The sequence below is a fragment of the Cryobacterium sp. TMT1-3 genome, assembly GCF_004402315.1.
Taxonomy (GTDB): domain Bacteria; phylum Actinomycetota; class Actinomycetes; order Actinomycetales; family Microbacteriaceae; genus Cryobacterium; species Cryobacterium luteum.
In genome coordinates this window covers 261,208-285,219 of the sequence record NZ_SOFW01000037.1, presented here as the reverse complement: position 1 = coordinate 285,219, position 24,012 = coordinate 261,208, and the positions used below count along the sequence as shown (strand labels likewise).

Here is a 24,012-nt window from a genome sequence, read left to right as displayed (position 1 = left end):
CACGACCGGACTGGTGTGCGTGACCGCGCCCACCGTCGACGAGCTCGATGCTGCAGTGGCGTCGATCGAGCAGGCTGCCATCCAGGCATCCTGCGAGACACGGCGGCTCGTGGGCCAGCAGGCGCAGGCTTTCACGGCCGCGGCACTGCCGTTATGTCGGAGAGTGTGACTCTCTTCGCCGATCTTTGCTGGATGGTTTTCCTTAGTCGCTCGCCCACATGCTGTCGACGATTCCGGCGTACGACAGCAGCGCGCGATCCGTATCGCTTTTCGCGCCTGGATATTCCAGCACCACCCAGTCCGACTGGTAGCCGTTATCCCCCAAGTCATTGGCGAAGGTCTCGGCGTCGTCCTTAATGTCAAAGCGATAAATCGAGATCTCATCCGCGCGAATGGCAGCCGAACAGCCAACCTCGACACAGGCGTCGTCTGAGATGTCTTGCGGATTCGTCACGGGCAGGTCGGGCTGACTTGTGAACGCGTCGACTACGTCATCGACGGTCATCGTCGAGCGAGGCTCGAGCACTGCTTGGCACCCAGTTAAAGTCAGCGTCAGGGCAACGAGGATCGCAGCTCGAGTAATCCCAGCCAGTTTCATGACTCATCGTCTCATACAGCCTGCGACGCAAATCACTGACGGTCGCATTGCGGTTGCCGCCGCGCACCTCCAGATCAAAGCGAGGAACGTGATTGGAGCGACGCATGCCTGAGTACGAATCAAAGAGCCGCACATCTCGATGGATCAGTGTCGTTTTTTTGCAAGGAGCTGAGGCCGACGCGGTGCTCGGCCTGATCGACCGGAGCGGCGCATCCGCTGCTTTCGACTACCTGCAGCCACGGGATCTCGGCAAGGCCACGACTGATGCCGCCCTCGAGAACGGGTACGTCTACGACCGCATCCCGGCCGGCCGCACCGACCACACCATCGAGCACGACGGCTCTCCGTACGCACTGACCTACAGCAGGACGTACCGGTACGTTTCGCTCTTGCGGTGGCATCCGCTTGAATCTGAAGTGCAGCCAACCCGCCCAGCTCCCCGTCGAGACGACATCTGGGCAGCCCCGCGGTCAACGCGCCAGACCGAGCGCACGGTCACGCTGTGAAAGACACCGCTGTGACCGAGCGGATGCACACGGCCGCGCTGGTCGAGCCGCGCGGCGAGTTGCGCCGCGACCGTCGCGCCCGCCGACGAGCGGCAGCGAAGATCGAAGCGGATGCGCAGAAGGCCAAGACTGTCGCCGCCCGCACGCGCTGGCAGGCGGAGCGTGACGAAGCACGATCGGGCGGGTACCTGCCCAAAGCCGGCGAGCCGGGTCCAGCTCAGCTGCGAACGCCCGGACGACTAAAACTCCCCAAGCACCAAGACACGACCGCGACGCTGTCCGGCCACTACCCGTTTCTCGCCGAGGCCGGACTCGGCTCGGCCGGCGTCTTCGTCGGTCAGGACCTCTACTCGGGCGGCTCCTTTGTTTATGACCCGTGGGTGCTCTACCAACGCGGAATGATCACCGCGCCGAATATCGTGCTGGCCGGCATCGTCGGCTCCGGCAAATCCTCCCTGGCGAAGTCGCTCTACACGCGCTCGCTCCCCTTCGGCCGGCGGGTCTATGTGCCGGGCGATCCGAAGGGCGAGCATACCGCCGTCGCCGAGGCCGTCGGAGGCAAGGCGATCATCCTCGGCCACGGACTTCGCAACCGGCTCAACCCGCTCGACGAGGGCCACCGGGCGGCCTCCGCGTCTGATGCCGAGTGGTCTGCGCAGCTGGCGGCGAGGCGGCGCGATCTGATCGGCGCCCTCGCCGAAACCGTGCTCGATCGCGTGCTCAGCCCGCTCGAGCACACGGCCATCGACCTCGCCTTGGCCGATGCAGTTCGAAGCGCCGAGGTGCCGATCCTGCCCATGGTGGTCGACCGCATCCTCTCCCCCAATCCCGAAGATGACGAGGGCCGCCTCGCCGCAGACGGACGCCTCGTCGGCCATGCACTGCGCCGACTCGTCGCCGGCGACCTCGCCGGGCTGTTCGACGGACCCTCCACCGTGCGCTTCGACCCGTCGCTCCCGATGGTCTCGCTCGACCTGTCGCGGGTGGCCGAGAACTCGACGCTCATCTCGGTACTGATGACGTGCTCGTCGGCGTGGATGGAATCCGCCCTCGCCGACCCAGCCGGCGGCCAACGCTGGGTCATCTACGACGAGGCATGGCGGCTCATGGCCTATCCGGCTCTGCTGCGCCGAATGGATGCCCAGTGGCGGCTCGCCCGCCACTTCGGCATCGCCAACATGCTCATCTTCCACAAGCTCAGCGACCTCGACAACGTCGGCGACTCCGGATCCGCCATGCGCGCGCTGGCATCGTCGCTGCTGGCGAACGCCGAGACGCGCATCGTCTACCGGCAGGAGCCGGACCAGCTCGGATCCACCGCGAGTGCGCTCGGGCTCAGCCGAACCGAGCAGAAGCTGCTGCCTGCGCTCGGTACCGGGCAGGGGTTGTGGCGGGTGAAAGATCGCAGCTTTATCGTGCAGCATCAGCTGCATCCGGACGAGCTCGCGGCGTTCGATACGACGGCGCGGATGATGTCTGGGCAATAGAGGTCTGGTTATGGAACGAGAAGCGCGGCTGACGCTCGCCGGACGACTCAAGGCCAGCGTCGTCTCCATCCGACGAGCGAAACTTCTCCCGCTCCCCCACGAGCCCGTTCAGCCGCACCGGCCCAAGTATGAATCTTCAAGCGGATGACCACCCAGCGACCGCAGACCACCCTCGGTGACGAGCTGACCAACCTCGGCATTGGACTCCTGATCGGTGCGGCATTTTTGGCCCTGCTCCTTCGTGGCTCGGGTACTATCGCGGCCTGGGCAGCTGGCACCAAGCAACCCGCTGGCGGGACGGAGACCGGGCTCGCCGTGCTCCTCGACCCAGGCAACCCGTCAGGGGCGCTGAAGGCGCCTGGTCTGAGCGCGGTCGCGTATTGGGTGACAGTGATCTTGCTGGTGGGGCTTGCCTCCGGTCTGGGATTTTGGTTGTGGCGTTTGTCTAGGGGAGTCACAATAAAGACCGACCCTTTCCGCATCGCTGGCATCGCGACCCGTACCGAAGTCGTCCGGGCCGCGTCGCATTCGGCCATCATGAAGCGCGCAGCGCACCTTCGACCGTCGCTCGCGAAGGCCAGCCCGAGCGATGTTGGGTATCGGATCGGGCGATCGCGCGGTACGGCGGTGTGGGCCAGCGTCGAAGACTCCATTCTGGTCATCGGCCCGCCTCGTTCCGGCAAGGGGGCGCACATTGTGATCAATGCCATTCTCGATGCTCCCGGCCCGGTCGTGACCACGTCGACACGCCCCGATAACCTCACGACCACGCTACGTGCGCGGCAACGAATGGGACCAGTTGCGGTATTTGATCCGCAGCAATTGGCCGCGGGCGTGCCGGTGGGACTGCGGTGGTCGCCGATTCGGGGCTGCGAGGATCCGCTCACGGCGATGATTCGCGCGGCCGGGCTCGCTGCAGGGACCGGACTCGCCGCGGGCGGCGTCGACGGCGGCGGGTTCTGGGAAGCCAAGACCCGCACGGCCCTGCAATCGATGCTGCACGCGGCCGCGCTCGACCACTGCTCGCCCGCTGACCTCTTTCGGTGGACCCTCGACCCGGCCGCCGCCCACAATGCAGTCTCCATACTGTTGAGCACGCCGGGCGCGGCCACCGGCTGGGGCGACTCCCTCCGGGCCACGCTCGAGGCCGACCCGCGCACCCGGGATTCGATATGGCAAGGGGTCTCACTGTCGTTGGGCGCCTTGGCTGACCCACGCGTGTTGGATGCCGTCTCTCCGCCAGAGGGCGAGGGGTTCGACCCCGAGGGGTTCCTACGCAGCAACGGCACCCTCTACCTGCTCGCCACCGGCGCGGGCTCGAACAACTCGGCCGCTCTGGTGTCGGCGTTCGTCGAGGACCTCGTCGAAACTGCCCGCCGCATCGCCGCCCGAAGCGCCGGTGCGCGACTCGACCCGCCGCTGCTGCTGGCGCTCGATGAGATCGGCAACCTAGCGCCACTCCCCTCGCTTCCCACGCTGATGGCGGAGGGCGGCGGCACCGGAATCACAACCATGCCCGTGCTGCAGTCACTCGCTCAGGCCCGCACGAAGTGGAGCGACAACGCTGCCGGCACCATCTGGGACTCTTCGATCGTCAAGATCGTGCTCGGCGGCGGGTCCAACTCGCGGGACCTTCACGACCTCTCCACCCTGATCGGCGACCGGGACGAAACCACGGACTCGACGACCGTTGGCGATCGCGGGTCACGGTCATCGCAGCGGTCCATCCGCCGTGTACCGATCATGCCGCCCGACACAATCCGCACCCTGCCCTTCGGCACCGGCCTAATCATGCTCCGGGCGGCGCCGCCGATCATCGCGAGCTTGCAAATGTGGACCGCCCGCTCGGATGCCAAAGCCCTGCGCGCGAATCGAGCGGAGATCGAGGGGTTGATGAGAGCGCCAAACCGGGGCGTGCCAGAGTCGGAGCCAAAAAAAATCCGAACTGACGACCCAAGTCGAGGTCGCTCGGCTCCTGCGCCGTCGAAAGCGGATACTGTCAGCGACGGTGACCTGATGCATCCCGTCGAGGCCTCGGACGATTAAGAATATTCACCTATCCGGCAGGTCTGCGGCATGGAGTGTGCTGCGCACCTCCTGGTGAGCGCGGACCACGATGGTCCGTCCCAATCACAGGAGGTCAAGTCCCATGGCATTTCACACCCAGCAATCGCTATCCGGTTTCATCGCTTCCGACCCTCAGCAGTCGGTCATCGAGAACGGCGACACCCGCTTCTACGTGCGCGTCGGCCAGCCGCACTTCCGTCACGAATACAGCGGCAGCTTCACCGCGCTCGAGCCGACGTTCCACGACCTCGTCGCCTACCGCGCCACCGCCGAACGGGCTCTTAACCGACTCGCCAAAGGTGACAGCTTTGTCGCCGAAGGGTATGTGCGCACCTTCCAGGTCGAGCGCGACGGCGAATTCATTCAACGCGAAGAGTTCGTTGCCAAGAAGATCGGCCATGATCTCGCGCGCACTAACTATCAGGTCACTAGAACCAATCGCTCAGCTCCGGGCAGCGAACAAGACGCTGCGGCAACGCAGACGGCAATCGTCAGCGAGACGGAACCTGCTCACGCCAGCTCGTGGTGGTGAAACAGCGATGGCAGAATCCTTGGTCGAGTGGGCATCCGGTGAACACGACGACGCTTTCGGAGCAAGCTCGTTGGACGATCTCGACACGCCACTCATGGCGGAGCCGCCGCATCCGATCAACTGGAACCTCCTCAGCGCCGACGACGCCGAAGCCGAATGGATCGAACTCAACCGCTGGGTGAACTGGCTGCGACGCACCTACGGCCTGCCAGCATCCGTCGTCCCGCCGTTCTGGCATCGACACCCCGAACTCGTCTGGGAACTCTCCGCACTGCACCTGCACTGGCTCGGAGCCTACGACCCCGACCAGCACGGCTCCGCCCCGCTCGGCTGGCACCGTGACTTCGCGGATACCCGCCAGCGCCTCCGCGACTGGGTGGCGGTCTCAGGGACCCGACTGGAACGCGACCGATCGACGCGGCAGGCGGCATGGCCAGGAGAACCGCCGGCCTACGCCGTCGAGGACGTCGTCATCGGCGATCGCGACGAGGACTTCGTGCAGTTCGTCGTCGACGACGTGGCCAGGCGGCGCGAGTCCGAGGCTGTGTTTGATGCTCGGGCAAAATCCGGTTAGTTCCGATTATGGGCGAGAAATCAGGACACCGCTTGCCCACAACCAGACCCAAGAACGTCACCGCGAGCATCTCAAGACAGTTGAGCGTGTCGCGTCCACGATAAGTTGTCCTCATGGGGGCTAAGGCGAGGCGAGCGGCAAACAGCAGAGCGCAGTTTAATGACGTACGAATCGGCGAAGCGCTGCTGGATGCGGTCGCGGGGTGGAGCGAATGGTGCCACCGCAGGGTTGATAGTATCCATCCGCTGGAGGGTGAGCGCGGCCGCGTACGTCATTCGATTGATTGCACCCCACCACCCGACCCGCGCCTCGCGTATCTCCCGAGCCAACGGCGAAAACGACGCGTCGACCACGTGGGCGGTCCCGTTGTGATCCCCTTAGGGATCGTGTCTAAAGGGCCGATGCGCGAACTCGACGCCCGGCTCAGTGACGGCACTCCGCTACCTTTGCTCGGCATGGGTGAGAATGTGGACCTTAGCGTGGCTATGCTCGCACATGCGCTCCAGACGCAAGGCATCCCCATTGGCTCTTCGCTGGAGAGAGTCTTGAGACTAATTGCAGGTCCAGCAAGCATTGCTCCGTTCCCCGGCGACGTGGCCGATGATCTTGCTCAATCCGGATCGTTCCGTGGTGAACAGTTCTGGCGACCCGACGACCTCGACCCTGTTGTGAGTAATCTGGTGCGTGATTTGGGGCATGGTTTTCTTCTCTCATGCTTGCTGCCTTCCGATCGTGCTGGTGTCCGTCAAATTCTGAAAGTGTCCTTCCACTGGAGGATCGAGCCCGCAGAGGGCGGATATTTCACTCTCGCCCTTCACCGGCTTCGAGCGAGTCTTCGGTTCGCAAGTCGATCCATCGAATTGCCGATGACGGCCGCCAGCGATGCAAGTTCGTACCATCTCGAGTTTCAGACGCCCGACGGACTCGATTGTTCTCGTCTCGAATTGCCGTCAGGGGGACGTGTCGAATCACCTGGGATGCTCGACGCAAGCGGCCAACCTGTGGCACACGTTCACGCCACTTACGCGCATCCGCCCACAGGGACAGCTCGTATATTGCTCAAAGTGTCCCGCAGCGGGTTGTCGGCGAATGCGACACTCTCGACATTTCTTACGGCCACGATCATGTGGTTGGCTATATTGCTGCCGGGCGCGAAGACTGCCCTGATAGATTCAGCAGACGGGGCAGCTGCCCTAATCCTCGCTGCGCCTGCTCTCCTCATTGGCCTTACTGCTGGGCAGCGAGAGAGCGCACTAGCTGCATGGGGCCTTGGCCCACTACGTTTCATCATTCTCAGCTGTTCGATGGGCCTGTTCGCTGTGGCAGGCAGCGTTGTGGGCGTTCTCCACGAGCCGTGGAGCACGGCGCTCTGGTGGACCGTCGCATCGGCAGCGTCGTTGTTTCTTTTCCTTCTTCTCGTTGGCCGAATTCGACCCTAAAATTTGTGTCAAGAGGGCGATGGAAACCCCCAATGTCAGCGGCCCACGGTAGGCTCAACAAAAGTCGGCAGAGGAAGGAAACCCCCGTGGCAAAAAGAGACTCATCCGAACCCACTTCTAACGTGCGCCGGAACGAACGGACCGTCTCGGGCGGCCGCATGACGACAATTGCGCTACAACGAACGTCAGCCCATGTTGTGAAAAAAAACGCGAGCAGCGCCTTGCGGAGTTCCACGTCCAAAGTTGGCCTGAGCAGGTTCTCCTAGCCGGACCCTGCGAGGGAATCTCAGGCATCCCAAGGCGCGATCGAGAACTTTTCTAACACCTCCTGGCGTTCGGCGGATAAATTCAGGCCATTGCAGCTGTTGGTCTATAAGTCGAGACGCAGCACCCGTAGTTAATCGTGTGTCCCTCTATCAGCCACTGAACAGCAGCAGCAAACCGCAGGGCGGTTGTGTTACGCCGCACATCTTGGACTGCGAACACGTCAAATCGTGAGACGACCTGAGCAATGCAAGCTCCGGAGTACCAATCCCTCACCGGAGAGTTCCCCATGTTTTGCGTGCCACTTGGCCGTGAGGTTTCCAAACGCACGTAGATTCCAGGTCGCAATCAGAGGATCTGCGGGACCCTTCACTCGTACCACCCTCGGCCAATGTTGCCTTGAAAACTTCCAGATTCACGCCACATCGAGCGGCATTGTCGACGTCATGACGTGCCGAACCATAGGTTCACCCGCAGCGGAATGAGCAAGCGCACCCTTCCCACACGCGGCAAGATTAGCCCAAATCAACTTAGTAAGTTCGACTCTTTAAAGGAGGCTTCCGAGCGCGTCGTCCATTATTTGCGCGGTGATCGGGTCGACCAACTCGGCGGAAACGACGTAGCTGGCGCGGGTGACCTGTTCGTTGGAGTGTCCGAGGAGCCGCGACGCGAGTGTGATGCCCGCAACGGATTCAATGAGCGTGGCCGCCGTACGTCGAAAGATGTGGGTTGAGAACTCCCGCACTTCGATCCCGGCGACTTCCAGCGCGGTCTCATTGTCGGCCACAAAGGTCCGGAGCAACCGTTCGACGTTGCTGACACTACGTGGTTCGCCCGTCTTCGTCGCAAAGAGGTAAGCCTCCTTATCTCGGCTCGCCTCTGACAGTTGTCGGCGGATCGCGGTCGCCGCGAAACTCGGCAGGGCGATGCGCCGCTTCTGCCGGGACCGTTTCGGCGAAGGCTTCCTACGCAGCCCCTCGGCGCGAGTCTGAGTGATCGTGCCCGCGATGAGCAGAGTGGGCGGGTTTGCGGTCACGTCGACATCGCATCGCCGCAAGGCCAGTACCTCGCCGATACGGGCGCTGGTGCCGACCATGATCCACATGGCGTTCTCCAACAGTCGTGCGTTAGGGCGCGGACCAAAATGGTCTCCCCCAGACCGCCAGGATCGCATGAGGGCGCGCACGATTTCCAATTGCCCAGGGGTGAGGGCCGATTCCTTCTTGGGCGACAACGGCAGGGCGCGGGCGTCGCGCACGGGGTTGAAGGCGAGCACTCCGTGTTCGATCCCGGTAGCGCAAATCTGCGAGAACATACTGCGAGCCTTGCGAGCTGCCGATAGCGACTTGGTCTCGCGGATGTGCTGCAGAATGCGGTTGCACCGCAACACAGTCAGGTCGGTGAGGAGCAAGTCCCCGCACTCGGGAATGATGACGTTGTTGACGCTGAACTCGTACGTCTCGATTGTGGAGATTTCGACCGTTCCCGACCGACGCTTGTCGTCCAGGAAGACCATCGCAGCCTCCGCAATCGTCGAGTACGCAGTCAATGACAGCCCGGTCATGCCATTTCGGAGCAGCTCGGCCTGGTCGTCTAGTGCTCGGCGGGCCTCCACCTCGGTGGCACGTGTTCCTTTCAGCCGGTGGAGCGTACCGAACTCATCCCGCATCCGTGCATGTGCCTGGATCTGTCCGTTCGCCAGAACGACGAGGCGGATGGTGCCAACTTCGCCCGCGCGCATTCGCCGCCTAGGCATGCATGGCCAATGACTCAAACCAGGCGAGAACCTCGCGGCGCATATATCTAACATGACGGCCCATGCGTCGATATGGCGGCCCGGTGCGAGTCTGCCACCACTCCTCGAGCGTGCGGGGCGAGACCTGCAACAGGTCGGCAACCTGCTGCCCGGTCATGATTTCTGCGTCGTCGTCACTCATGACAATGAGGTGCGACACAGCCTTCCGACCTAGTACGCAGCGACACGTAGGTGGCCGGGCTAGTCGCCGTCGGTGGCGCGAAAAAGGCGTCTGGGAATCGTTTTTGGCACCCAAAGTGGCACTTTGGGCCGTGAACGGTGTGTCTGGAAACAAGAAATGCCCCTGGTTTCCGCGGAAACTCAGGGGCTAGTGCTGGGGTACCTGGACTCGAACCAAGAACAAATGAACCAGAATCATCCGTGTTGCCAATTACACCATACCCCAATGCCTAATCCGAAGATCGGGCCGAGTAGTAGCCTAGCCCACTCGGGCCGGAGAGGCCAAACCGAGGTGTCCCCCGGCGAGTCGAAGCCCCTCCGGCCCCGCGATCACGCGGCCGCTACGACCGCGAGGGCCCGATCGAGGCGATCCAGGGTCTCGGCCTGTCCCAAAATCTCCATGGACTCAAATAGCGGCGGTGAGATCTTGCGGCCCGACAGCGCGACGCGCAACGGTCCGAAGGCGACGCGCGGCTTCAGCCCCAGTCCCTCGATGAGCGTGTCGGCGAGCAGCGCGTGCACCCGATCGGTGTTCCATTCCGCTGACGGAATATGTTCGAGTGCGGTGCGCGAGGCGCCAAGAATGTCGGCGGCGTTCTGCGGGAGCGAGGCGAGGGCATCCGCTTCGAGAGTGAGGTCAGCGCCGGTCACGAACAGAAAACCGAGCATGGCGGGCGCTTCACCGAGCAGGGCGATGCGCTCTTGGATGAGCGGGGCGCCCTGGGCGAGCAGGGCCAGGTCGGCTTCGCTCGGGGTCTCGCCGAGTACGCCGGCGGTCACCAGGTAGGGAACCAGGCGAGCGGCGAAGTCGGCGGCGTCGAGCTGACGAATGTGGTCGCCGTTGATCGATTCGGCCTTCTTGAGGTCGAAGCGGGCCGGGTTCGGGTTGACGTTCACGACGTCGAACGCGGCCGTGAACTCATCGATCGAGAACACGTCGCGGTCGTGAGTGAGCGACCAGCCGAGCAGGGCGAGGTAGTTGAGCAGGCCCTCGGGGATGAATCCGTGGTCGCGGTGCAGAAACAGATTCGCCTCGGCGTCGCGCTTGCTGAGTTTCTTGTTCTTGTCACCCATCACGTAGGGCAGGTGGCCGAAGCGGGGCACGAAGGTGGTCACGCCAATGTCGATGAGCGCGTGGTACAGCGCGATCTGGCGCGGGGTCGACGAGAGCAGATCCTCGCCGCGCAGCACGTGGGTGACGCCCATGAGCGCATCGTCGACGGGGTTGACGAACGGGTAGAGCGGATGCCCGTTCGGGCGCACCACCACAAAGTCACTGAACGAGCCGGCCGGAAAGGTGATCTCGCCGCGCACGAGGTCGACGAAGGAGAGCTCGGTGTCCGGTACCCGCAGGCGGAGCGCCGGGGACCGGCCCTCCGCGCGGTAGGCGGCCTTCTGCTCGTCGGTGAGGTCGCGTTCGAAGTTGTCGTAGCCCATCTTGGGGTCGCGGCCGAGGTCGCGGTTGCGGGTCTCGATCTCTTCGCCGGTGACGAAGCTCTCGTAGATGTGGCCGCTGGCCTTGAGCTGGTCGATGACACCGCGGTAGATGTCGTAGCGCTCGCTCTGGCGGTATGGCGCCTGGGGTCCACCGACGTCGACGCCCTCGTCCCAGTCCAGTTTCAGCCAGCGCATTGCCTCGACGAGCTGCAGAAAGCTCTCTTCGCTGTCGCGGGCGGCGTCGGTATCTTCGATGCGAAAGATCATCTTGCCACCGGTGTGCCGGGCGTAGGCCCAGTTGAACATGGCGGTACGAACGAGGCCCACGTGGGGGGTTCCGGTCGGCGAGGGGCAGAACCGCACGCGAACGTCGGATCCGGTGGCGGTGGAAAACGGGTGTGCAGTGGTATCAGACATTACTCACGATTCTAGTTGCGCGAGCCCTGCCCTACTTCTTTCCGGGCCCGGGCCCGGAAACTGGGCCCATGATCAATCGTGGTCCCGGTTCCGTAAGGTGGGCCCGAGATTCGGGCAGGCTCGACCTAGCCGACCTGCGCGATGGCGGCGATGGCGCGCAATGCCGCAGCCAGGGCGGGCACGCGCTCGGCCCGGGCCGCCGTCACGGCGTGCAGGGTGCGATGATCCTGCCCGGTTGTGGCGCGAATTGAGACGCCCGCGCGAACGCCGGCCGATTCGATCGCGAGCGCCGGCAGCAGTGCCACGCCGATGCCGGCCTCGACCAGGCCGAACACGGCGGCGACATTGTCGGTCTCATAGCTGATGCGTGGCGTGAATCCGCGGCGATCACACAGGTCGAGCAGGTGGCCGCGGCAGCGCGGGCAGCCGGCCACCCAATTCTCGTCGGCGAGGCCGCCCAGGTCGACTGGCGCACCGGTTTCGGGCTCAGCGCCGGCGAGCGGATGCCCGACCGGCAGCACGAGCATCATCTCGTCTCGCCGCAGGGTAGCCACCCGCAGCCCCTGCGCGCTCTCCCGGTGTGGATCCACCCGGTCTCCCGGGTAGCTGAACGTGATGGCCAGGTCGGCGCGGTTCTCGCGCACGGCTGCAACGGCTTCGGGTGGTTCGGCCTCGAGATAGGTGATGCTGATCTGCGCATGCTGCTGCTTCATGCGCGCCAGCAGGCTCGGCACGAGCGTAGCGGATGCCGACGGGAACGCCACCAGACGCACGAGCCCAGAACGCAACCCCTGCAGCTCGGCGATCTCCCCCGCCGCCGCATCGAGCGCGGTTTCCACGGTCACGGCGTGCCGGGCCAGCACGAGACCGGCCTCGGTGAGGCGAACGCCTCGTCCGACCCGCTCAACCACGGCGAGTCCGAGCCTCTGCTCGAGTCGTTTGAGCTGCTGGCTCACCGCCGGCTGGCTGTAGCCGAGGGCGGCTGCGGCGGCCGTGATGGAGCCGGTTTCGTGCACCGCCCGCACCACGCGCAGGGCAAGTGCGTCGAGGTCGGGGCCCTGGCCAGGGAGATGACTCATGCACCAATCATAACGGCGGCTTATGCGTTGCATCGAATACTGGCCATTGTCGCATGAATAGCCTCTGGCCAGACTGGAATCATGACTCCAGCACCGCTTCGCACCAGCAGCCCCGCTGTGAGCACCCTGACTCTCGCCGAAGCCCGTACCCGATATACCTCCGGTCGCGGCTACCTCGCTGCCTGCACCCTCGGGCTGCCGACGATCGACACAATCGCCGCGATGCGCGCCGACACAGAGGCCTGGGCGCGCGGTGAGTCCTGCGCCTCCCGCTACGGCGAGGTGGTCGAGCGGGTGCGCGCGGGATACGCCGACCTGGTGGGGGTCACGCCCGACCGCGTCGCGATCGGCTCGCAGACCTCGGTCATGGCGGGCTTGGTCGCGGCGAGCATTCCCGACGGCGCCGAAGTCGTGCTGCCGCGGGGTGACTTCAGCTCGATGGTGTTCCCGTTCCTCGCCCAGGCGCACCGCGGTGTGACCGTGCGGCAAGTAGACCTGGCAGACCTGGCCGCGAGCCTCACCGAGAACACCTGGCTCGTGGCGTTCTCGCTCGTGCAGTCCGCCACCGGAACCCTCGCCGACAGCGCCGCCATCCGGGCCGCCGCCCGTGCAACGGGCACCTTCACGCTGTGCGACACGACCCAGGCGGCGGGGTGGATGCCGGTGGACGCATCCGTTTTTGACGCCACCATCTGCCACAGCTACAAGTGGCTCGGCGCCCCGCGCGGAGTGGCCTTCTTCACCGTCTCCGACGCGTTCGCAGCGAAACTGCACCCGGTGTATGCCGGCTGGTACGCGGGAGACGACCTGTGGGCATCCTGTTACGGCCCCGAGATGGCGCTGGCCGCCGATGCCCGCCGCTTCGACGTGTCGCCGGCCTGGCCGGCCTGGGTCGGTGCCGAACCGGCCATCGACCTGTTCCGCAGCCTCGATCTGGCTGCGGTGGCCGCCCACAATGCGGGCCTCGGCGATGCCCTGTGCGACGGGCTCGGCCTGCCGCGACTCAGCCAGGCCATCATCAGCTGGCCGGATGCCGGTGGTCGCGACCTCGCACGCCTCACCGCCGCCGGCCTCACAGCTTCGGGTCGGGCCGGCCGCGCCCGCGTCGCATTTCACCTCTTCAACGACGAGGACGACGTGACCCTGGCTCTGAACGCGCTTCGTCCCTGACGCGAGCGGACGAGGAGTCCCCACAATCACCTCGGATGTCCGCGAGGTCGATGGTTCAGATCAGTTGACAACCAAATTGCCGGTGCGCACGATCATCTTGCCGGTGTTCTCGCCGCGCATGAGGCCGAGGAACGCGTCGACTGCGTTCTCGACGCCGTCGACGACTGTCTCGTCGAAGACGATCTGGCCGGAAGCGAGCCAGTCCGCCATCTCAGCGGAGAATGCCGGGAGGTGCGACCAGAAGTTGCCGATGGTGAAGCCCGTGAGGGTCAGGCCGCGGGTGACGATGTTAGACATGTTGTTCGGGCCGACCGGAGCATCCGTGCTGTTGTACAACGAGATCGCGCCGCACAGCGCCGCACGCCCGCCGTCGTTGAAGGAGGCCAAAGCTGCCTCGAGGTGCTCGCCACCGACATTGTCGAAGTAGACATCGATTCCGTCGGGCGCTGCAATGGCCAGCTGATCCGTGATAGAGCCGTTCTTGTAGTTGAACGCGGCGTCAAAGCCGTACTTGCTCGTGAGCAGGGCCACCTTCTCGGGCGATCCGGCCGAGCCGATAACGCGCTTGGCGCCCTTGAGCCGGGCGATCTGTCCGACCATACTGCCGACGGCACCCGCTGCGCCGGAGACGAACACGGTGTCGCCTTCCTTGAGCCTGGCGACCTCGAGCAGGCCGACGTAAGCGGTCAGGGCGGTCATTCCGAGCACCCCGAGATAGGCGGAGAGCGCGACATCCGGAAGCTCGGGAACGACGCGGAATCCGGCGGCATCCTCCTGCACCAGGTCACGCCAGCCGTAAGCGTGGGTGACGACGTCGCCGACGGCGAACGCATCGGTAGCGGAGGCGACGACCCGGCCGACCGCCGCGCCGGTCATGGTCTCACCGAGCGCGAACGGCGGCACGTAGCTCTTCACATCGTTCATCCGACCTCGCATGTACGGGTCAACGGATACGAATTCATTGGCGACGCGAACCTGGCCGGCCGTAAGCTCCGGCAGGTCGACGGTCACGGTGCGGAAGTCCGCATTCGTCGGCCAGCCGACGGGACGGTTCACGAGTTGGATCTGGGTGCTGACGGTGGATGAGGCCATGCTGGGCTCCTCTGCTAGTTTTAGAACGATCGTTTTACTATATATTGGACCAATCGGTACACAAAATTTGCCGATCGTCGAAGCGGATCCGAGGAGCGAACATGGGGCGGCTGCAAACCTTCGACAGCGGCGTGGTCGTGCAGGCTGCACGTGACCTGTTCTGGGATAAGGGGTACGACGGTGTATCCCTGGCTGAGCTGGAGTCGGCGACGGGCGTGGGCCGCTCCAGCCTCTACCACGCCTTCGGCAGTAAACGCGGGCTCTTTGACGCTGCGGTCTCCGACTATCTGCAGAGTGTTATTGGGCCTCGATTGGTCGGGCTGCGCGCGGGCGCAACGGATGCCTCGGCGCTGCTCGACTACTTCGACAGCCTCGCTCAGTCGACAGCCGCGCTGGCGGACGACTCGCCGCGTTCCGGATGCCTCCTGGTCAATTGCGCGGCCGGCCTCGGCGCCCACGACGACTCGGCTCGTACTGTCGTGGAAGGCTATCGCGCCGAACTGTCCGAGGCTCTGCGGCAGGCCCTCGCTGCCGTGTCATCCCACGCGGATGCCGCACCAGTGCGCATCGATGAGCGCGTGCGCACCCTGGCCTCCCTGTCGATGAGCGCGATGCTCGTCGCCCGGGTGAACCGGGATGAAGCGATCGCCCTGCTGAACACGGCGTCGAACCAGGTCAGGGCCTGGTTCCCCGACGCCATGGGCTGAGTCCCGCGGCCGGATCCGGCCCCGGATCTGTGTCTGGATCTGGGCACCCGCTGCGCGGGTCAGGCCGGGCGCACCACCGGGTTCACGAGCGTTCCGATTCCGGCGATCGACACCGTGACGGTGTCGCCGTCGACCACGTCGGCCGGGGTGTCCAGCGGTCCGGCCAGAATCACGTCGCCGGGCAGCAGGGTGGACACGCTCGAGGCGAACGCCACGAGTGCCGCAACGACGTCTTCGGTCGTCCGGTCGTCGTCGCCGAGCGAGAGAGCCTGAAATTCCTCATCGTTGATGAGCCCGCGCAGGGGCGACAAAGCCTCGTCGAACTCGGTCTCGACGACTGGGCCGAGCGGCAGGAATGTGTCAAAGGCCCCCGCTAACCCTGAAGCCAGGTCGGCCGCGGTCACGACCGTCGCGACCGTGTAGCCGAAGACGCGACCGAGGGCATCCGCTGCCGAGACGTTCTTGGCGACCTTGCCGATGACGATGGCGAGCTGGCCGTCGACTTCGACCCGCGAGGAGGCGGCCGGCAGCACGATGGCGTCGCCGGGGCCAACGACGGCGGTGTTGGGCCGAAGCACGAACGCCTCGGCCGACACCACTGCGACGATCTTCGAACGCGGAATCACCGGCGCGAGCAGCTTCACGTCGGCCAGGGCCACCCGGTCGCCGGTCGTGTCGAATCCGGCAAACATCGGGTCGTTTGTGAGCACGACCAGTTCGTCGTCGTCAACGATGCCGAACGCGATGGCGCCCTGGTAGCTGTAGCGTGCTATCTTCACGTGTCTCGATTCCCCCTATACAAGGCCAAAAGCTTCAGTCTAGGCGGGTGAGCCAGCCGTGCCGGTCGGGCACGCGCCCATACTGAATGTCGGTGAGTTCCTGGCGCAGCGACAGGGTGATCGCGCCGGCCGGGGCATCCGCTTCGCCGATCGTGAAGTCCCTGGCCTTCAGCTGGCCGATCGGAGTGACGACGGCGGCGGTTCCACAAGCGAAGACCTCGGTGATAGCACCCGATGCGACACCGTCACGCCACTCGCCCAGCGTCACGTCGCGCTCCTCAACGGTCATGCCGCGGTCGCGGGCGAGCTGCATGATGCTGTCGCGGGTGACGCCCTCGAGGATGGACCCGGTCAGGCGCGGCGTGACGATCGTGTCGGTGCCGTGCACGAAGAACACGTTCATGCCGCCCAGTTCGTCGATGTGGCTACCGGTTTCACCGTCGAGAAAGAGCACCTGGGCGCAGCCGTTCTCGTAGGCCTCCATTTGGGGCAGCAGGGACGCGGCGTAGTTGCCGCCGCACTTGGCGGCGCCCGTTCCGCCGCGGCCCGCGCGGGAGTATTCGGTCGACAGCCAGATCTTCACCGGGGCGACGCCATCGGCGAAGTAGGCGCCGGCCGGGCTCGCGATCACGTAGAAGCTCACCTTGTGGGCGGCGCGCACACCGAGAAAGCTCTCGTTGGCGATCATGAACGGCCGCAGGTACAGGCTGGTCTCCGGCGCGGACGGCACCCAGTCGCCGTCGATGGCGATCATCTGCTTGACCGACTCGATGAAGTCTTCCACCGAGAGTTCGGGCAGCGCGAGGCGGTGCGCCGAGCGCTGCAGGCGCTGCGCGTTCTTCTCGGGCCGAAAGGTCCAGATGGAGTTGTCGGCGTGCCGGTAGGCCTTGAGGCCCTCGAAGATCTCCTGGCCGTAGTGCAGCACCGAGGAAGCGGGGTCGAGCAGCAGCGGGCCGTAGGGAGTGACGCGGGCGTCGTGCCAGCCGGCGTCGACCGACCAATCGATCGTGACCATGTGGTCGGTGAAATGCTTGCCGAACCCCGGGTCGGCGAGGATCTCGTCGCGTTCAGCTTCGGCGCGTGCTTCGGTCGACGGGGTCAGCGCGAAGCTCAGTGGAAATGTGTCGGTCTTGCTCATTTGAGTACCTTGTCTGTCAAAAGCGTCACGATGGCGTCCCCCACCTCAGCGGTGCTGCGTCGCACCGTCTTGGTGCGACGCGCCAGGTCGTCGGCCACGGCCTCGTTGACGCGAGTCGCGGCATCCGTCAGCCCGAGGTGATCGAGCAGCAGCGCCACCGAGAGGATAGCCGCGGTCGGGTCGGCGAGTTGCTGGCCGGCGATATCGGGCGCCGAGCCGTGTACCGGCTCGAACATGCTGGGAAAGCGACCCGTCGGGTTGATATTGCCGGAGGCCGCCAGGCCGATGCCGCCGCTGATTGCCGCCGCCAGGTCGGTGAGAATATCGCCAAAGAGGTTATCGGTGACGATCACGTCGAATCTACTCGGGTTCGTCACGAAGAAGATAGTCGCCGCGTCGACGTGCAGGTAATCCACCGCGACCAGGGGGTAGTCGGCGGCTACTTGGTTCACGATGCGCTGCCACAGGCTGCCGGCGAAGACGAGCACGTTGGTCTTGTGCACGAGCGTGAGCTGTTTGCGTTCGCGACCCTGAGCCACCTCGAAGGCGTACCGCACGACGCGTTCCACCCCGTAGGCGGTGTTGACCGAGACCTCGTTGGCGACCTCCTGCGGGGTGCCCCGGCGAATAGCGCCGCCGTTGCCGACGTAGGGGCCTTCGGTGCCCTCGCGCACGACGACGAAGTCGACCACGCCGGGAGCGGTGAGGGGGCTGGTGACGCCGGGGTAGATCGTGCAGGGACGCAGGTTGACGTAGTGGTCGAGCGCGAAGCGCAGGCCGAGCAGCAGTCCCCGCTCGATGTTGGCGCCTTTCAGGCGGGGATCGCCCGGAACGCCGCCGACGGCGCCGAGCAGAATAGCGTCGTTCTGACTGATCGCCGCGAGGTCGGCATCTGTGAGCACGTCGCCGGTCTCGAGGAACCTCGCGGCACCGAGCTGAAAGGTGCTCGTCTCAATCGTGACCTCGTCACGGGCGGTTACGGCGCCGAGCACCTTCACAGCCTCAGCGACGACTTCCGGTCCAATCCCGTCTCCGGGAATGACAGCGAGTTTGATAGTACGAGACATGCGGCTCCGAACCAGTCAGCGAACACCTGAATTGCGTATAGTCAAACCTTACCTTTGTCGCTGAACTGCCTAGGCTGGTCACCAGCGCATCACCACTGCACACCCAACGGAAAGAAGGACATCGTGAGTATCGGACTGGGAATCTTTCTGCTGGTTGTCGGCGCCATTCTGGTGTGGGCCCTCGACATCACGGTCACCGGAGTGGACCTGCAGCTCGTCGGTTACATTCTGCTCGCGGCCGGTGCCCTCGTGACGATCCTCGGCATCGTGCTGATGACACGTCGCCGCAACAGCGTGACCACCACACGCACCATCGCCGACCCGGTGAACGGCGAGCAGGTCACCCGTCGGGAGAACTCGATCGATGACCTGTAGCTAGCGGGCTCGACGCAGCGCGACCAGCGCCACGACGGCCGCTCCGAGCACAAGGGCCACGCCGATCCAGGCGGTGAGGCCGACACCGCTGTCAAAAGCGTGCCGCGCCGAATCGAGCAGCTGCTCGGCCACCCCGGCGGGCAGCTGCTCGGCCACGGCCACGGCTCCGCCGAGGGTCTCCCCCGCCGCCAGCCGTTCGGCGGTGGTCAGCCCCTCCGGCAGCAGCACGGCCGCGCGATACGACACGGTCAGGATCGTGCCAAGAACGGCCGTTCCGAGCACCGCGCCCAGTTCGTAGGCCGTCTCCGACACAGCGGATGCCGCGCCCGCCTTATCGGCCGGCGCCGTCGCCACGATCAGCTCGTTCGAGACGGTCTCGGCCGCACCGATTCCGATGCCGAGCAGAACGAAGGCCACGCCGATCCAGAAGGCGTCGATCTGCCCTCCGCGCAGGGCGATCGACGCGAACCCGGCGACCGACACCAGAAGGGCCGCCGGCACCACCCGTGACGGCCGCACCCGGCGGGCGATCGGCACGATCAGCAGTCCGGCCACGATCATCGCGGCCAGGCCGGGAACGAGCACGAGTCCGGCCGACAGCGGCGAGAGTCCGAGCACGAGTTGCAGGTGCTGGGAGATGAAGAACAGGCACCCGACGAGCGCCGTCACGCTGAGCAGGTTGACACCGACGGCGCCACTGAAGGCGCCGCGCCGGAACAGACCCATGTCGAGCATGGGGTTCGGCACCCGCACCTGCCGGCGCACAAACCACACGCCGAGGCCCAGCCCGAGCACGATCGGGGCCAGGGAAAGCCAGGAGACACCGTGCTCGGCGATGCTCTTGATGCCGTAGACGATCGGGAGCATGGTGGCGAGTGAGAGGGCGATGCTGAGAAAGTCAATGCGCCCGGGATGCGGGTCACGAGACTCCGTGACGAGAATGGGCGCCAGTACGAGCAGCGGCAACAGAACGGGAACGGCGAGCAAGAATACCGATCCCCAGGCGAAATGCTCGAGCAGGATGCCGCCGACGACCGGCCCGAGGGCGCTGCCGGCCGCGAATCCGGTGGCCCAGATCGCGATGGCGAGGCGCCGCTGGTCTCGGTCGACGAAGGTCGAGCGCAGCAGCGACAGGGTCGACGGCATCAGCATCGCGCCGAAGAATCCGAGTGCCGCCCTGGCAATGATGAGACCCTCGATGCTCGGGGAAAACGCCGCGAATACCGAGACCACACCGAAACCGGCCGAGCCGATCAGCAACAGGCGACGACGCCCGATGCGGTCGCCGAGGCTGCCCATCGCCACGAGCAGTCCGGCCAGCACGAGCGGATAGATGTCGACCATCCAGAGCAGCTGCACGCCGGTCGGCAGGGTGGCCGTCGAGATCGCCGGCAGGGCAAAGTTGAGCACGGTGTTGTCGATCGAGACGAGCAGCACCGGCAGCATCAGCACGGCCAGCGCCCACCAGCGGCGTCGGTCGTGCTGCCCCGGCAGAGCGGATGCCGCTCCCCCGCCCGCCTGCTCGGCAGCACGGGTCAGGTCAATGGGTTGGGTGGGAGCAGCGGGGGCAGACACGATCTCGTTCACTTTCCGGGTTCATTCTCGACCGCCATCGGCGGAGCAACAGAATCGACTGTACCGGCTAGACGGTATAGTTGTCTAGTCCGCTTGTCATGTTCAACCGACAGTCTGCGTGTTCGTTACCATGGCCCCTATGTCGAAAAATGCCGCCGCGCCTTCCGTTCCCACCCGGGATCGGCTGCTCGACGCATTCGAGGAGCTGCTGGTCGAGGGCGGCGAACGCTCGGCCACTCTCGATGCCGTCGCGGCGGCGGCCGCGGTGTCCAAGGGCGGATTGCTCTATCACTTCGCCTCGAAGGACGCCCTGGTCGGTGGCCTGCTGGCTCGCCTGGATGCGCTCGCCCTCGAAGACGCCGAGAACATTCGCACCGCCCCGGCCGGCGCGGTCGATTACCTCATTCGCACGTCGGTGCATACCGGCAGCCCGCTAGATCGAGCCTACATCGCCGGCTCCCGACTCGCCCAGGGGCGGGACCCCCGGGCCGTGCAGGTACTCACCGAGATTCGTCGACGCTGGCTTTCGGTGATCGAAGACGCCGTGCACGACCCTGACGTGGCCCAGGCGATCATGTTGATCAGTGACGGTCTCTACGTCAACAGCTCACTCGCCGAGAACGAGCTCGCACCGCAAAACCACACCGATGCCGCGATGACACGGCTGATCGCCCTGATCGGACGTCTCCTGCCGCACGAATAACGCGGCCCGGGTAGAAAAAACGAGTGGGCGCCTGCACTGCAGGCGCCCACTCGCATCCGTTTGATGGAACCTACTCAGTGAGGTCGATCTCCACCATGATCTCGGCGTCGATCGCGCTGCGCACCGAGGCGAGCAAACCGGCTGGAACCTCGGTGTCTACGGTCAGCACGCTCAGTGCCTTGCCGCCGGCCACGTGGCGGGCGATCTGCATGCCCGCGATGTTGATGTTGGCCTCACCGAATTCGCGGCCGTAAACGGCGACGATTCCGGGGCGGTCGGTGTAGAGCATGACGATGAGGTTCTTGGCGAACTGAACCTCAACGTCGTAGCCGTTGATCTCGACGATCTTCTCGATCTGCTTGGTGCCGGTGAGGGTACCCGAGACGGAGACCTGCGAACCGTCGGCGAGGGCGCCGCGCAGGGTGATCACGTTGCGGTACTCGGGCGATTCAGCGTCGGTGAGCATGCGCACGGCGACGCCGCGCTGCTCGGCCAGCAGCGGTGCGTTGACGTACGAGACGGTTTCGCTGACGACGTTCGTGAAGATGCCCTTGAGCGCGGCGAGCTTGAGCACACTGACGTCGAACTCGACCAGTTCGCCGCGCACTTCGATGTCCACGCTCGTGAGCGGGCTGTGCGCGGCAAGGCCGGAGAACACCTGGCCGAGCTTTTCCACCAGCGGGATGCCGGGACGCACGTACGGGTCGATGACGCCGCCGGCCACGTTGACCGCGTCGGGAACGAGCTCGCCGGAGAGCGCGAGGCGCACGGACTTGGCCACGGAGACGCCGGCCTTCTCCTGGGCTTCGTCGGTCGATGCCCCCAGGTGCGGGGTCGTGATGATGTTGTCGAGGCCGAGCAGCGGCGAACCGGTCGGCGGTTCGCTCACGAAAACGTCGAGGCCGGCGCCGGCGATCGTGCCGGCGAGGAGGGCCTCGTGCAGCGCCTCTTCGTCGATGAGTCCGCCGCGTGCGACGTTGACGACGAAGGCGGTCGGCTTCATCAGCTTGAGCTGCGCGGCACCGATCATGCCGGTGGTCTCCGGGGTCTTCGGCATGTGGATCGTGACGAAGTCGGACTGCGCGAGCAGTTCGTCGAGGCTGACCGGGGTCACGCCGAGCTGCTGGGCGCGGGCGGAGGTGATGTAGGGGTCGTAGGCGATGACGTTGGTGCCGAAGGCCTGCATGCGCGCGGTGATGAGCGCACCGATGCGACCGAGGCCGATGATGCCGATGGTCTTCTCGTAGAGTTCGACGCCGGTGTACTTGGAGCGCTTCCACTGTCCGTCGGCGAGGGCGCCGGAAGCGGCCGGAATGTGACGGGCCAGGCTCAGGATGTGACCAACGGTCAGCTCGGCGGCCGAGATGATGTTGGAAGTGGGCGCGTTGACGACCATGACACCGGCCGCGGTGGCGGCTTTGATGTCAACGTTGTCGAGGCCGACGCCCGCACGGGCGATGACCTTCAGGTGCGGCGCAGCCTTGATGGCTTCGGCATCCATCTTGGTGGCTGAACGCACCAAAACGGCCTGCGCGGTGGCAAGCTCGGCGAACAGCGCGGAGCGATCCGTGCCGTCGACGTGGTGAATGTCAAAATCGGGCCCGAGGGCATCGACGGTGGCGGGGGAAAGTTCTTCGGCGATCAGGACGACGGGCTTCGACAATAAAATCGGATCCTTAGATTGCATTTGTCGGTGGCGCGACAAAGGGCGCTACTCGGCTTCCACCCTACCGGCTGCACAATAGACCAATGAGCAACGACATAATAGGCGGACTCCAGCTGGTGCTGCGAATAGTTCTGGCACTGGTCTTCATCGGGGCCGGTATCACCCACTTTCTGCCGTCGGTGCAACGCACCATGGCGGCGATGATCCCACCGCGGCTGCGCCGGAGCGGCCTGGCCAGCCCGATCAATCTCGTGCTGTTCACGGGGGTGTGCGAGGTGGCCGGCGGGCTCGGGCTGCTCTATCCGCCGACCATGGTGGTTGCGGCCGGCGCGCTCGTGCTGTTTCTGGCGGCGGTGTTTCCCGCCAACGCTTATGCGGCGCGGCACCCGAAACGGTTCGGGCGAGTGGCGATCCCATTCGTTCCCCGACTGATCGCCCAGCTGGTCTTGATGGGCCTGATTGTGGTGGCTGTACTCTAGACGATCAGTCTGGCGAGGCTGAACACCGCGGTGATGTCGAGCGACACGGCGGCCACCGTGCAGAGCCCGACGAACAGGGTGAGGGCCTGCACCCCGAAGGCGCGGCCCCGGCCAAGCCAATAGGCGAGGGCGTAGACCAGCACCGGCAGGATTACCGCGAAGATGAGCACGGTCCAGCCGAATCCGCTCAGCTTGGTGTCGAGGGACTGCGCCAGCCCGTTGAGCCCGACCAGGTTGCCGACGGCTTCCCAGACGTCGTAGGCGTAGAACAGTCCGAAGAAGGCAGCGATAGCGAACATGAGCCATCGTGGTGGTCGGCGTCGGGTCACAGTGGTGCTGTCCTGCTCGTTTCCGTGTGTGTCGCTCATGCGAGTGTCCCCGTTCCCAGGATGAACGGCAGCGGGGCGAGCACGAGGACGCCGATCAGTAGCCAGGCGCGGCGGGCGCGCGGACTGCCCGTGGTGAGCCAATAGGTCGCGCCGAACCAGGCCAATGGTGCGGCCACGGCCAGCCAGGCACCGAGCGAGAACATGAATTCGGCCACGGGGTCGCTGATGGGTTTCTCGATGCGTGCGACGCCGATGAACCAGCCGACCGTGTAGAGCAGGTACATGCCGGCGAGGATCCCCATGCCGACCAGGGCTGCCGAACTCGCTGCCGCGCTGTCGGGCTGCGCAGTGACATCGGCCCCGTCTGGTTCGGGGCTGGCGGCATCCGTTGTGCTGGGGACAGCGGTCGGGTGCGCGGCACCCTGCGGAATGGTCCACCCTGCCGGCAGCGCGGACGGTTCGGTCCTCGCCGGATCGGTGCTTCCGTTCTGCAGCGTCGGGTCGTCGTCACCGGCCCAGTTCAGTGCGTCTTCGTCGCGTGTCGGATTCATTTTTCC

Annotated in this window: 24 protein-coding genes, 1 tRNA gene and 1 pseudogene; 12 read left to right on the top strand and 14 right to left on the bottom strand. The window is 65.2% G+C overall.

The window, feature by feature from the left end; translation table 11 throughout:
- Positions 1-169, top strand: a pseudogene (locus E3O25_RS17570) (PrgI family protein); the annotation flags it as partial.
- 33 nt (positions 170-202) lie between these two features.
- Here E3O25_RS17570 and E3O25_RS13620 read toward each other — a convergent pair.
- Complete coding sequence (locus E3O25_RS13620) at positions 203-598, bottom strand: hypothetical protein (protein ID WP_166806026.1); 396 nt, start codon at positions 596-598, stop codon at positions 203-205.
- 104 nt (positions 599-702) lie between these two features.
- Here E3O25_RS13620 and E3O25_RS13615 point away from each other — a divergent pair, with 104 nt between their 5' ends.
- The 6 genes from E3O25_RS13615 to E3O25_RS13590 all read left to right on the top strand — a co-directional run bounded on the left by E3O25_RS13615 (position 703) and on the right by E3O25_RS13590 (position 7,203).
- Positions 703-1,104, top strand: coding sequence for a hypothetical protein (locus E3O25_RS13615; protein ID WP_134361381.1), 402 nt, complete (start codon positions 703-705; stop codon positions 1,102-1,104).
- Between the two features lie 23 nt (positions 1,105-1,127).
- Positions 1,128-2,591 (top strand): ATP-binding protein, encoded by a 1,464-nt coding sequence (locus tag E3O25_RS13610; RefSeq protein ID WP_134361397.1) that lies wholly within the window; start codon positions 1,128-1,130, stop codon positions 2,589-2,591.
- Between the two features lie 144 nt (positions 2,592-2,735).
- Entirely contained in the window at positions 2,736-4,637 is a 1,902-nt protein-coding gene (locus tag E3O25_RS13605; protein WP_134361380.1) for a type IV secretory system conjugative DNA transfer family protein, read from the top strand.
- A gap of 103 nt (positions 4,638-4,740) precedes the next feature.
- Positions 4,741-5,190, top strand: a complete 450-nt coding sequence (locus tag E3O25_RS13600) for a single-stranded DNA-binding protein (RefSeq protein ID WP_134361379.1) — start codon at positions 4,741-4,743, stop codon at positions 5,188-5,190.
- 7 nt (positions 5,191-5,197) lie between these two features.
- The gene (locus E3O25_RS13595) at positions 5,198-5,764 is read left to right on the top strand and encodes a DUF4913 domain-containing protein (RefSeq protein WP_241988599.1); all 567 of its coding nucleotides are present in this window, start codon (positions 5,198-5,200) and stop codon (positions 5,762-5,764) included.
- Positions 5,765-6,165: 401 nt separating this feature from the next.
- Positions 6,166-7,203 (top strand): hypothetical protein, encoded by a 1,038-nt coding sequence (locus E3O25_RS13590; protein WP_134361378.1) that lies wholly within the window; start codon positions 6,166-6,168, stop codon positions 7,201-7,203.
- An 811-nt stretch (positions 7,204-8,014) separates the two neighbouring features.
- Here E3O25_RS13590 and E3O25_RS13585 read toward each other — a convergent pair.
- The 5 genes from E3O25_RS13585 to E3O25_RS13565 all read right to left on the bottom strand — a co-directional run bounded on the left by E3O25_RS13585 (position 8,015) and on the right by E3O25_RS13565 (position 12,375).
- Positions 8,015-9,208, bottom strand: coding sequence for a tyrosine-type recombinase/integrase (locus E3O25_RS13585; protein ID WP_241988598.1), 1,194 nt, complete (start codon positions 9,206-9,208; stop codon positions 8,015-8,017).
- A 7-nt stretch (positions 9,209-9,215) separates the two neighbouring features.
- Positions 9,216-9,422: an AlpA family transcriptional regulator gene (locus E3O25_RS13580; RefSeq protein ID WP_241988597.1), complete on the bottom strand. Its 207-nt coding sequence runs from the start codon at positions 9,420-9,422 to the stop codon at positions 9,216-9,218.
- Positions 9,423-9,596: 174 nt separating this feature from the next.
- Positions 9,597-9,668, bottom strand: a tRNA-Gln gene (locus E3O25_RS13575).
- Between the two features lie 104 nt (positions 9,669-9,772).
- Positions 9,773-11,296: a glutamate--tRNA ligase gene (gltX, locus tag E3O25_RS13570; RefSeq protein WP_134361376.1), complete on the bottom strand. Its 1,524-nt coding sequence runs from the start codon at positions 11,294-11,296 to the stop codon at positions 9,773-9,775.
- Between the two features lie 125 nt (positions 11,297-11,421).
- Complete coding sequence (locus E3O25_RS13565; protein ID WP_134361375.1) at positions 11,422-12,375, bottom strand: LysR family transcriptional regulator; 954 nt, start codon at positions 12,373-12,375, stop codon at positions 11,422-11,424.
- Between the two features lie 81 nt (positions 12,376-12,456).
- Between E3O25_RS13565 and E3O25_RS13560 the strand changes: the two genes are divergently transcribed.
- A complete protein-coding gene (locus tag E3O25_RS13560) occupies positions 12,457-13,545 on the top strand; it encodes an aminotransferase class V-fold PLP-dependent enzyme (RefSeq protein ID WP_134361374.1) in 1,089 nt (362 codons plus the stop codon).
- Positions 13,546-13,605: 60 nt separating this feature from the next.
- On the opposite strand, the gene E3O25_RS13555 is transcribed toward E3O25_RS13560, so the two are convergent.
- Positions 13,606-14,637: an NADP-dependent oxidoreductase gene (locus tag E3O25_RS13555; RefSeq protein ID WP_134361373.1), complete on the bottom strand. Its 1,032-nt coding sequence runs from the start codon at positions 14,635-14,637 to the stop codon at positions 13,606-13,608.
- 101 nt (positions 14,638-14,738) lie between these two features.
- On the opposite strand from E3O25_RS13555, the gene E3O25_RS13550 reads away from it, so the two are divergent.
- Complete coding sequence (locus E3O25_RS13550) at positions 14,739-15,344, top strand: TetR/AcrR family transcriptional regulator (protein WP_092108595.1); 606 nt, start codon at positions 14,739-14,741, stop codon at positions 15,342-15,344.
- A gap of 59 nt (positions 15,345-15,403) precedes the next feature.
- Here the strand turns inward: E3O25_RS13550 and E3O25_RS13545 are convergent, their stop codons facing one another.
- From E3O25_RS13545 to E3O25_RS13535, 3 genes are read right to left on the bottom strand one after another with little or no spacing between them, the layout of a single operon-like run.
- Entirely contained in the window at positions 15,404-16,123 is a 720-nt protein-coding gene (locus E3O25_RS13545; RefSeq protein WP_134361372.1) for a fumarylacetoacetate hydrolase family protein, read from the bottom strand.
- A 34-nt stretch (positions 16,124-16,157) separates the two neighbouring features.
- Positions 16,158-17,261 (bottom strand): branched-chain amino acid aminotransferase, encoded by a 1,104-nt coding sequence (locus E3O25_RS13540; protein ID WP_092108591.1) that lies wholly within the window; start codon positions 17,259-17,261, stop codon positions 16,158-16,160.
- On the bottom strand, positions 17,258-18,328 hold the full coding sequence (locus E3O25_RS13535; protein WP_134361371.1) for a 3-isopropylmalate dehydrogenase: 1,071 nt from the start codon (positions 18,326-18,328) through the stop codon (positions 17,258-17,260). Before E3O25_RS13535 ends, E3O25_RS13540 begins: the two co-directional genes overlap by 4 nt.
- 123 nt (positions 18,329-18,451) lie before the next feature.
- Between E3O25_RS13535 and E3O25_RS13530 the strand changes: the two genes are divergently transcribed.
- Positions 18,452-18,703, top strand: a complete 252-nt coding sequence (locus E3O25_RS13530; RefSeq protein WP_092108587.1) for a DUF6458 family protein — start codon at positions 18,452-18,454, stop codon at positions 18,701-18,703.
- On the opposite strand, the gene E3O25_RS13525 is transcribed toward E3O25_RS13530, so the two are convergent.
- On the bottom strand, positions 18,704-20,197 hold the full coding sequence (locus E3O25_RS13525; RefSeq protein ID WP_241988603.1) for an MFS transporter: 1,494 nt from the start codon (positions 20,195-20,197) through the stop codon (positions 18,704-18,706). It abuts the gene before it with no gap.
- A 220-nt stretch (positions 20,198-20,417) separates the two neighbouring features.
- Here E3O25_RS13525 and E3O25_RS17780 point away from each other — a divergent pair, with 220 nt between their 5' ends.
- Positions 20,418-20,981 carry a TetR/AcrR family transcriptional regulator gene (locus E3O25_RS17780; RefSeq protein WP_134361370.1) on the top strand — a complete coding sequence of 188 codons (564 nt, stop codon included), beginning with the start codon at positions 20,418-20,420 and terminating at the stop codon, positions 20,979-20,981.
- Positions 20,982-21,051: 70 nt separating this feature from the next.
- On the opposite strand, the gene serA is transcribed toward E3O25_RS17780, so the two are convergent.
- Positions 21,052-22,644, bottom strand: coding sequence for a phosphoglycerate dehydrogenase (gene serA, locus E3O25_RS13515; protein ID WP_092108583.1), 1,593 nt, complete (start codon positions 22,642-22,644; stop codon positions 21,052-21,054).
- Between the two features lie 86 nt (positions 22,645-22,730).
- On the opposite strand from serA, the gene E3O25_RS13510 reads away from it, so the two are divergent.
- Positions 22,731-23,126, top strand: coding sequence for a DoxX family membrane protein (locus tag E3O25_RS13510; protein ID WP_092108581.1), 396 nt, complete (start codon positions 22,731-22,733; stop codon positions 23,124-23,126).
- Here the strand turns inward: E3O25_RS13510 and E3O25_RS13505 are convergent.
- Both E3O25_RS13505 and E3O25_RS13500 read right to left on the bottom strand, forming a co-directional pair.
- Positions 23,123-23,494, bottom strand: coding sequence for a hypothetical protein (locus E3O25_RS13505; protein ID WP_134361369.1), 372 nt, complete (start codon positions 23,492-23,494; stop codon positions 23,123-23,125). The genes E3O25_RS13510 and E3O25_RS13505 overlap by 4 nt on opposite strands.
- A complete protein-coding gene (locus tag E3O25_RS13500; RefSeq protein ID WP_092108576.1) occupies positions 23,491-24,006 on the bottom strand; it encodes a hypothetical protein in 516 nt (171 codons plus the stop codon). Before E3O25_RS13500 ends, E3O25_RS13505 begins: the two co-directional genes overlap by 4 nt.
- Between the last annotated feature and the right edge of the window lie 6 nt (positions 24,007-24,012).

Bases quoted from the DNA above. Each gene is read 5' to 3' on its own strand.
- E3O25_RS13560 (WP_134361374.1), top strand. From the start codon at position 12,457: ATGACTCCAGCACCGCTTCGCACCAGCAGCCCCGCTGTGAGCACCCTG.
- E3O25_RS17780 (WP_134361370.1), top strand. From the start codon at position 20,418: ATGTCGAAAAATGCCGCCGCGCCTTCCGTTCCCACCCGGGATCGGCTG.
- E3O25_RS13600 (WP_134361379.1), top strand. From the start codon at position 4,741: ATGGCATTTCACACCCAGCAATCGCTATCCGGTTTCATCGCTTCCGAC.
- E3O25_RS13535 (WP_134361371.1), bottom strand. From the start codon at position 18,328: ATGTCTCGTACTATCAAACTCGCTGTCATTCCCGGAGACGGGATTGGA.
- E3O25_RS13605 (WP_134361380.1), top strand. From the start codon at position 2,736: ATGACCACCCAGCGACCGCAGACCACCCTCGGTGACGAGCTGACCAAC.
- E3O25_RS13590 (WP_134361378.1), top strand. From the start codon at position 6,166: ATGCGCGAACTCGACGCCCGGCTCAGTGACGGCACTCCGCTACCTTTG.
- E3O25_RS13550 (WP_092108595.1), top strand. From the start codon at position 14,739: ATGGGGCGGCTGCAAACCTTCGACAGCGGCGTGGTCGTGCAGGCTGCA.
- E3O25_RS13565 (WP_134361375.1), bottom strand. From the start codon at position 12,375: ATGAGTCATCTCCCTGGCCAGGGCCCCGACCTCGACGCACTTGCCCTG.
- E3O25_RS13555 (WP_134361373.1), bottom strand. From the start codon at position 14,637: ATGGCCTCATCCACCGTCAGCACCCAGATCCAACTCGTGAACCGTCCC.
- E3O25_RS13540 (WP_092108591.1), bottom strand. From the start codon at position 17,261: ATGAGCAAGACCGACACATTTCCACTGAGCTTCGCGCTGACCCCGTCG.
- E3O25_RS13595 (WP_241988599.1), top strand. From the start codon at position 5,198: ATGGCAGAATCCTTGGTCGAGTGGGCATCCGGTGAACACGACGACGCT.
- gltX (WP_134361376.1), bottom strand. From the start codon at position 11,296: ATGTCTGATACCACTGCACACCCGTTTTCCACCGCCACCGGATCCGAC.
- E3O25_RS13500 (WP_092108576.1), bottom strand. From the start codon at position 24,006: ATGAATCCGACACGCGACGAAGACGCACTGAACTGGGCCGGTGACGAC.
- E3O25_RS13615 (WP_134361381.1), top strand. From the start codon at position 703: ATGCCTGAGTACGAATCAAAGAGCCGCACATCTCGATGGATCAGTGTC.
- E3O25_RS13610 (WP_134361397.1), top strand. From the start codon at position 1,128: ATGCACACGGCCGCGCTGGTCGAGCCGCGCGGCGAGTTGCGCCGCGAC.
- E3O25_RS13620 (WP_166806026.1), bottom strand. From the start codon at position 598: ATGAAACTGGCTGGGATTACTCGAGCTGCGATCCTCGTTGCCCTGACG.
- E3O25_RS13505 (WP_134361369.1), bottom strand. From the start codon at position 23,494: ATGAGCGACACACACGGAAACGAGCAGGACAGCACCACTGTGACCCGA.
- E3O25_RS13585 (WP_241988598.1), bottom strand. From the start codon at position 9,208: ATGCGCGCGGGCGAAGTTGGCACCATCCGCCTCGTCGTTCTGGCGAAC.
- E3O25_RS13510 (WP_092108581.1), top strand. From the start codon at position 22,731: ATGAGCAACGACATAATAGGCGGACTCCAGCTGGTGCTGCGAATAGTT.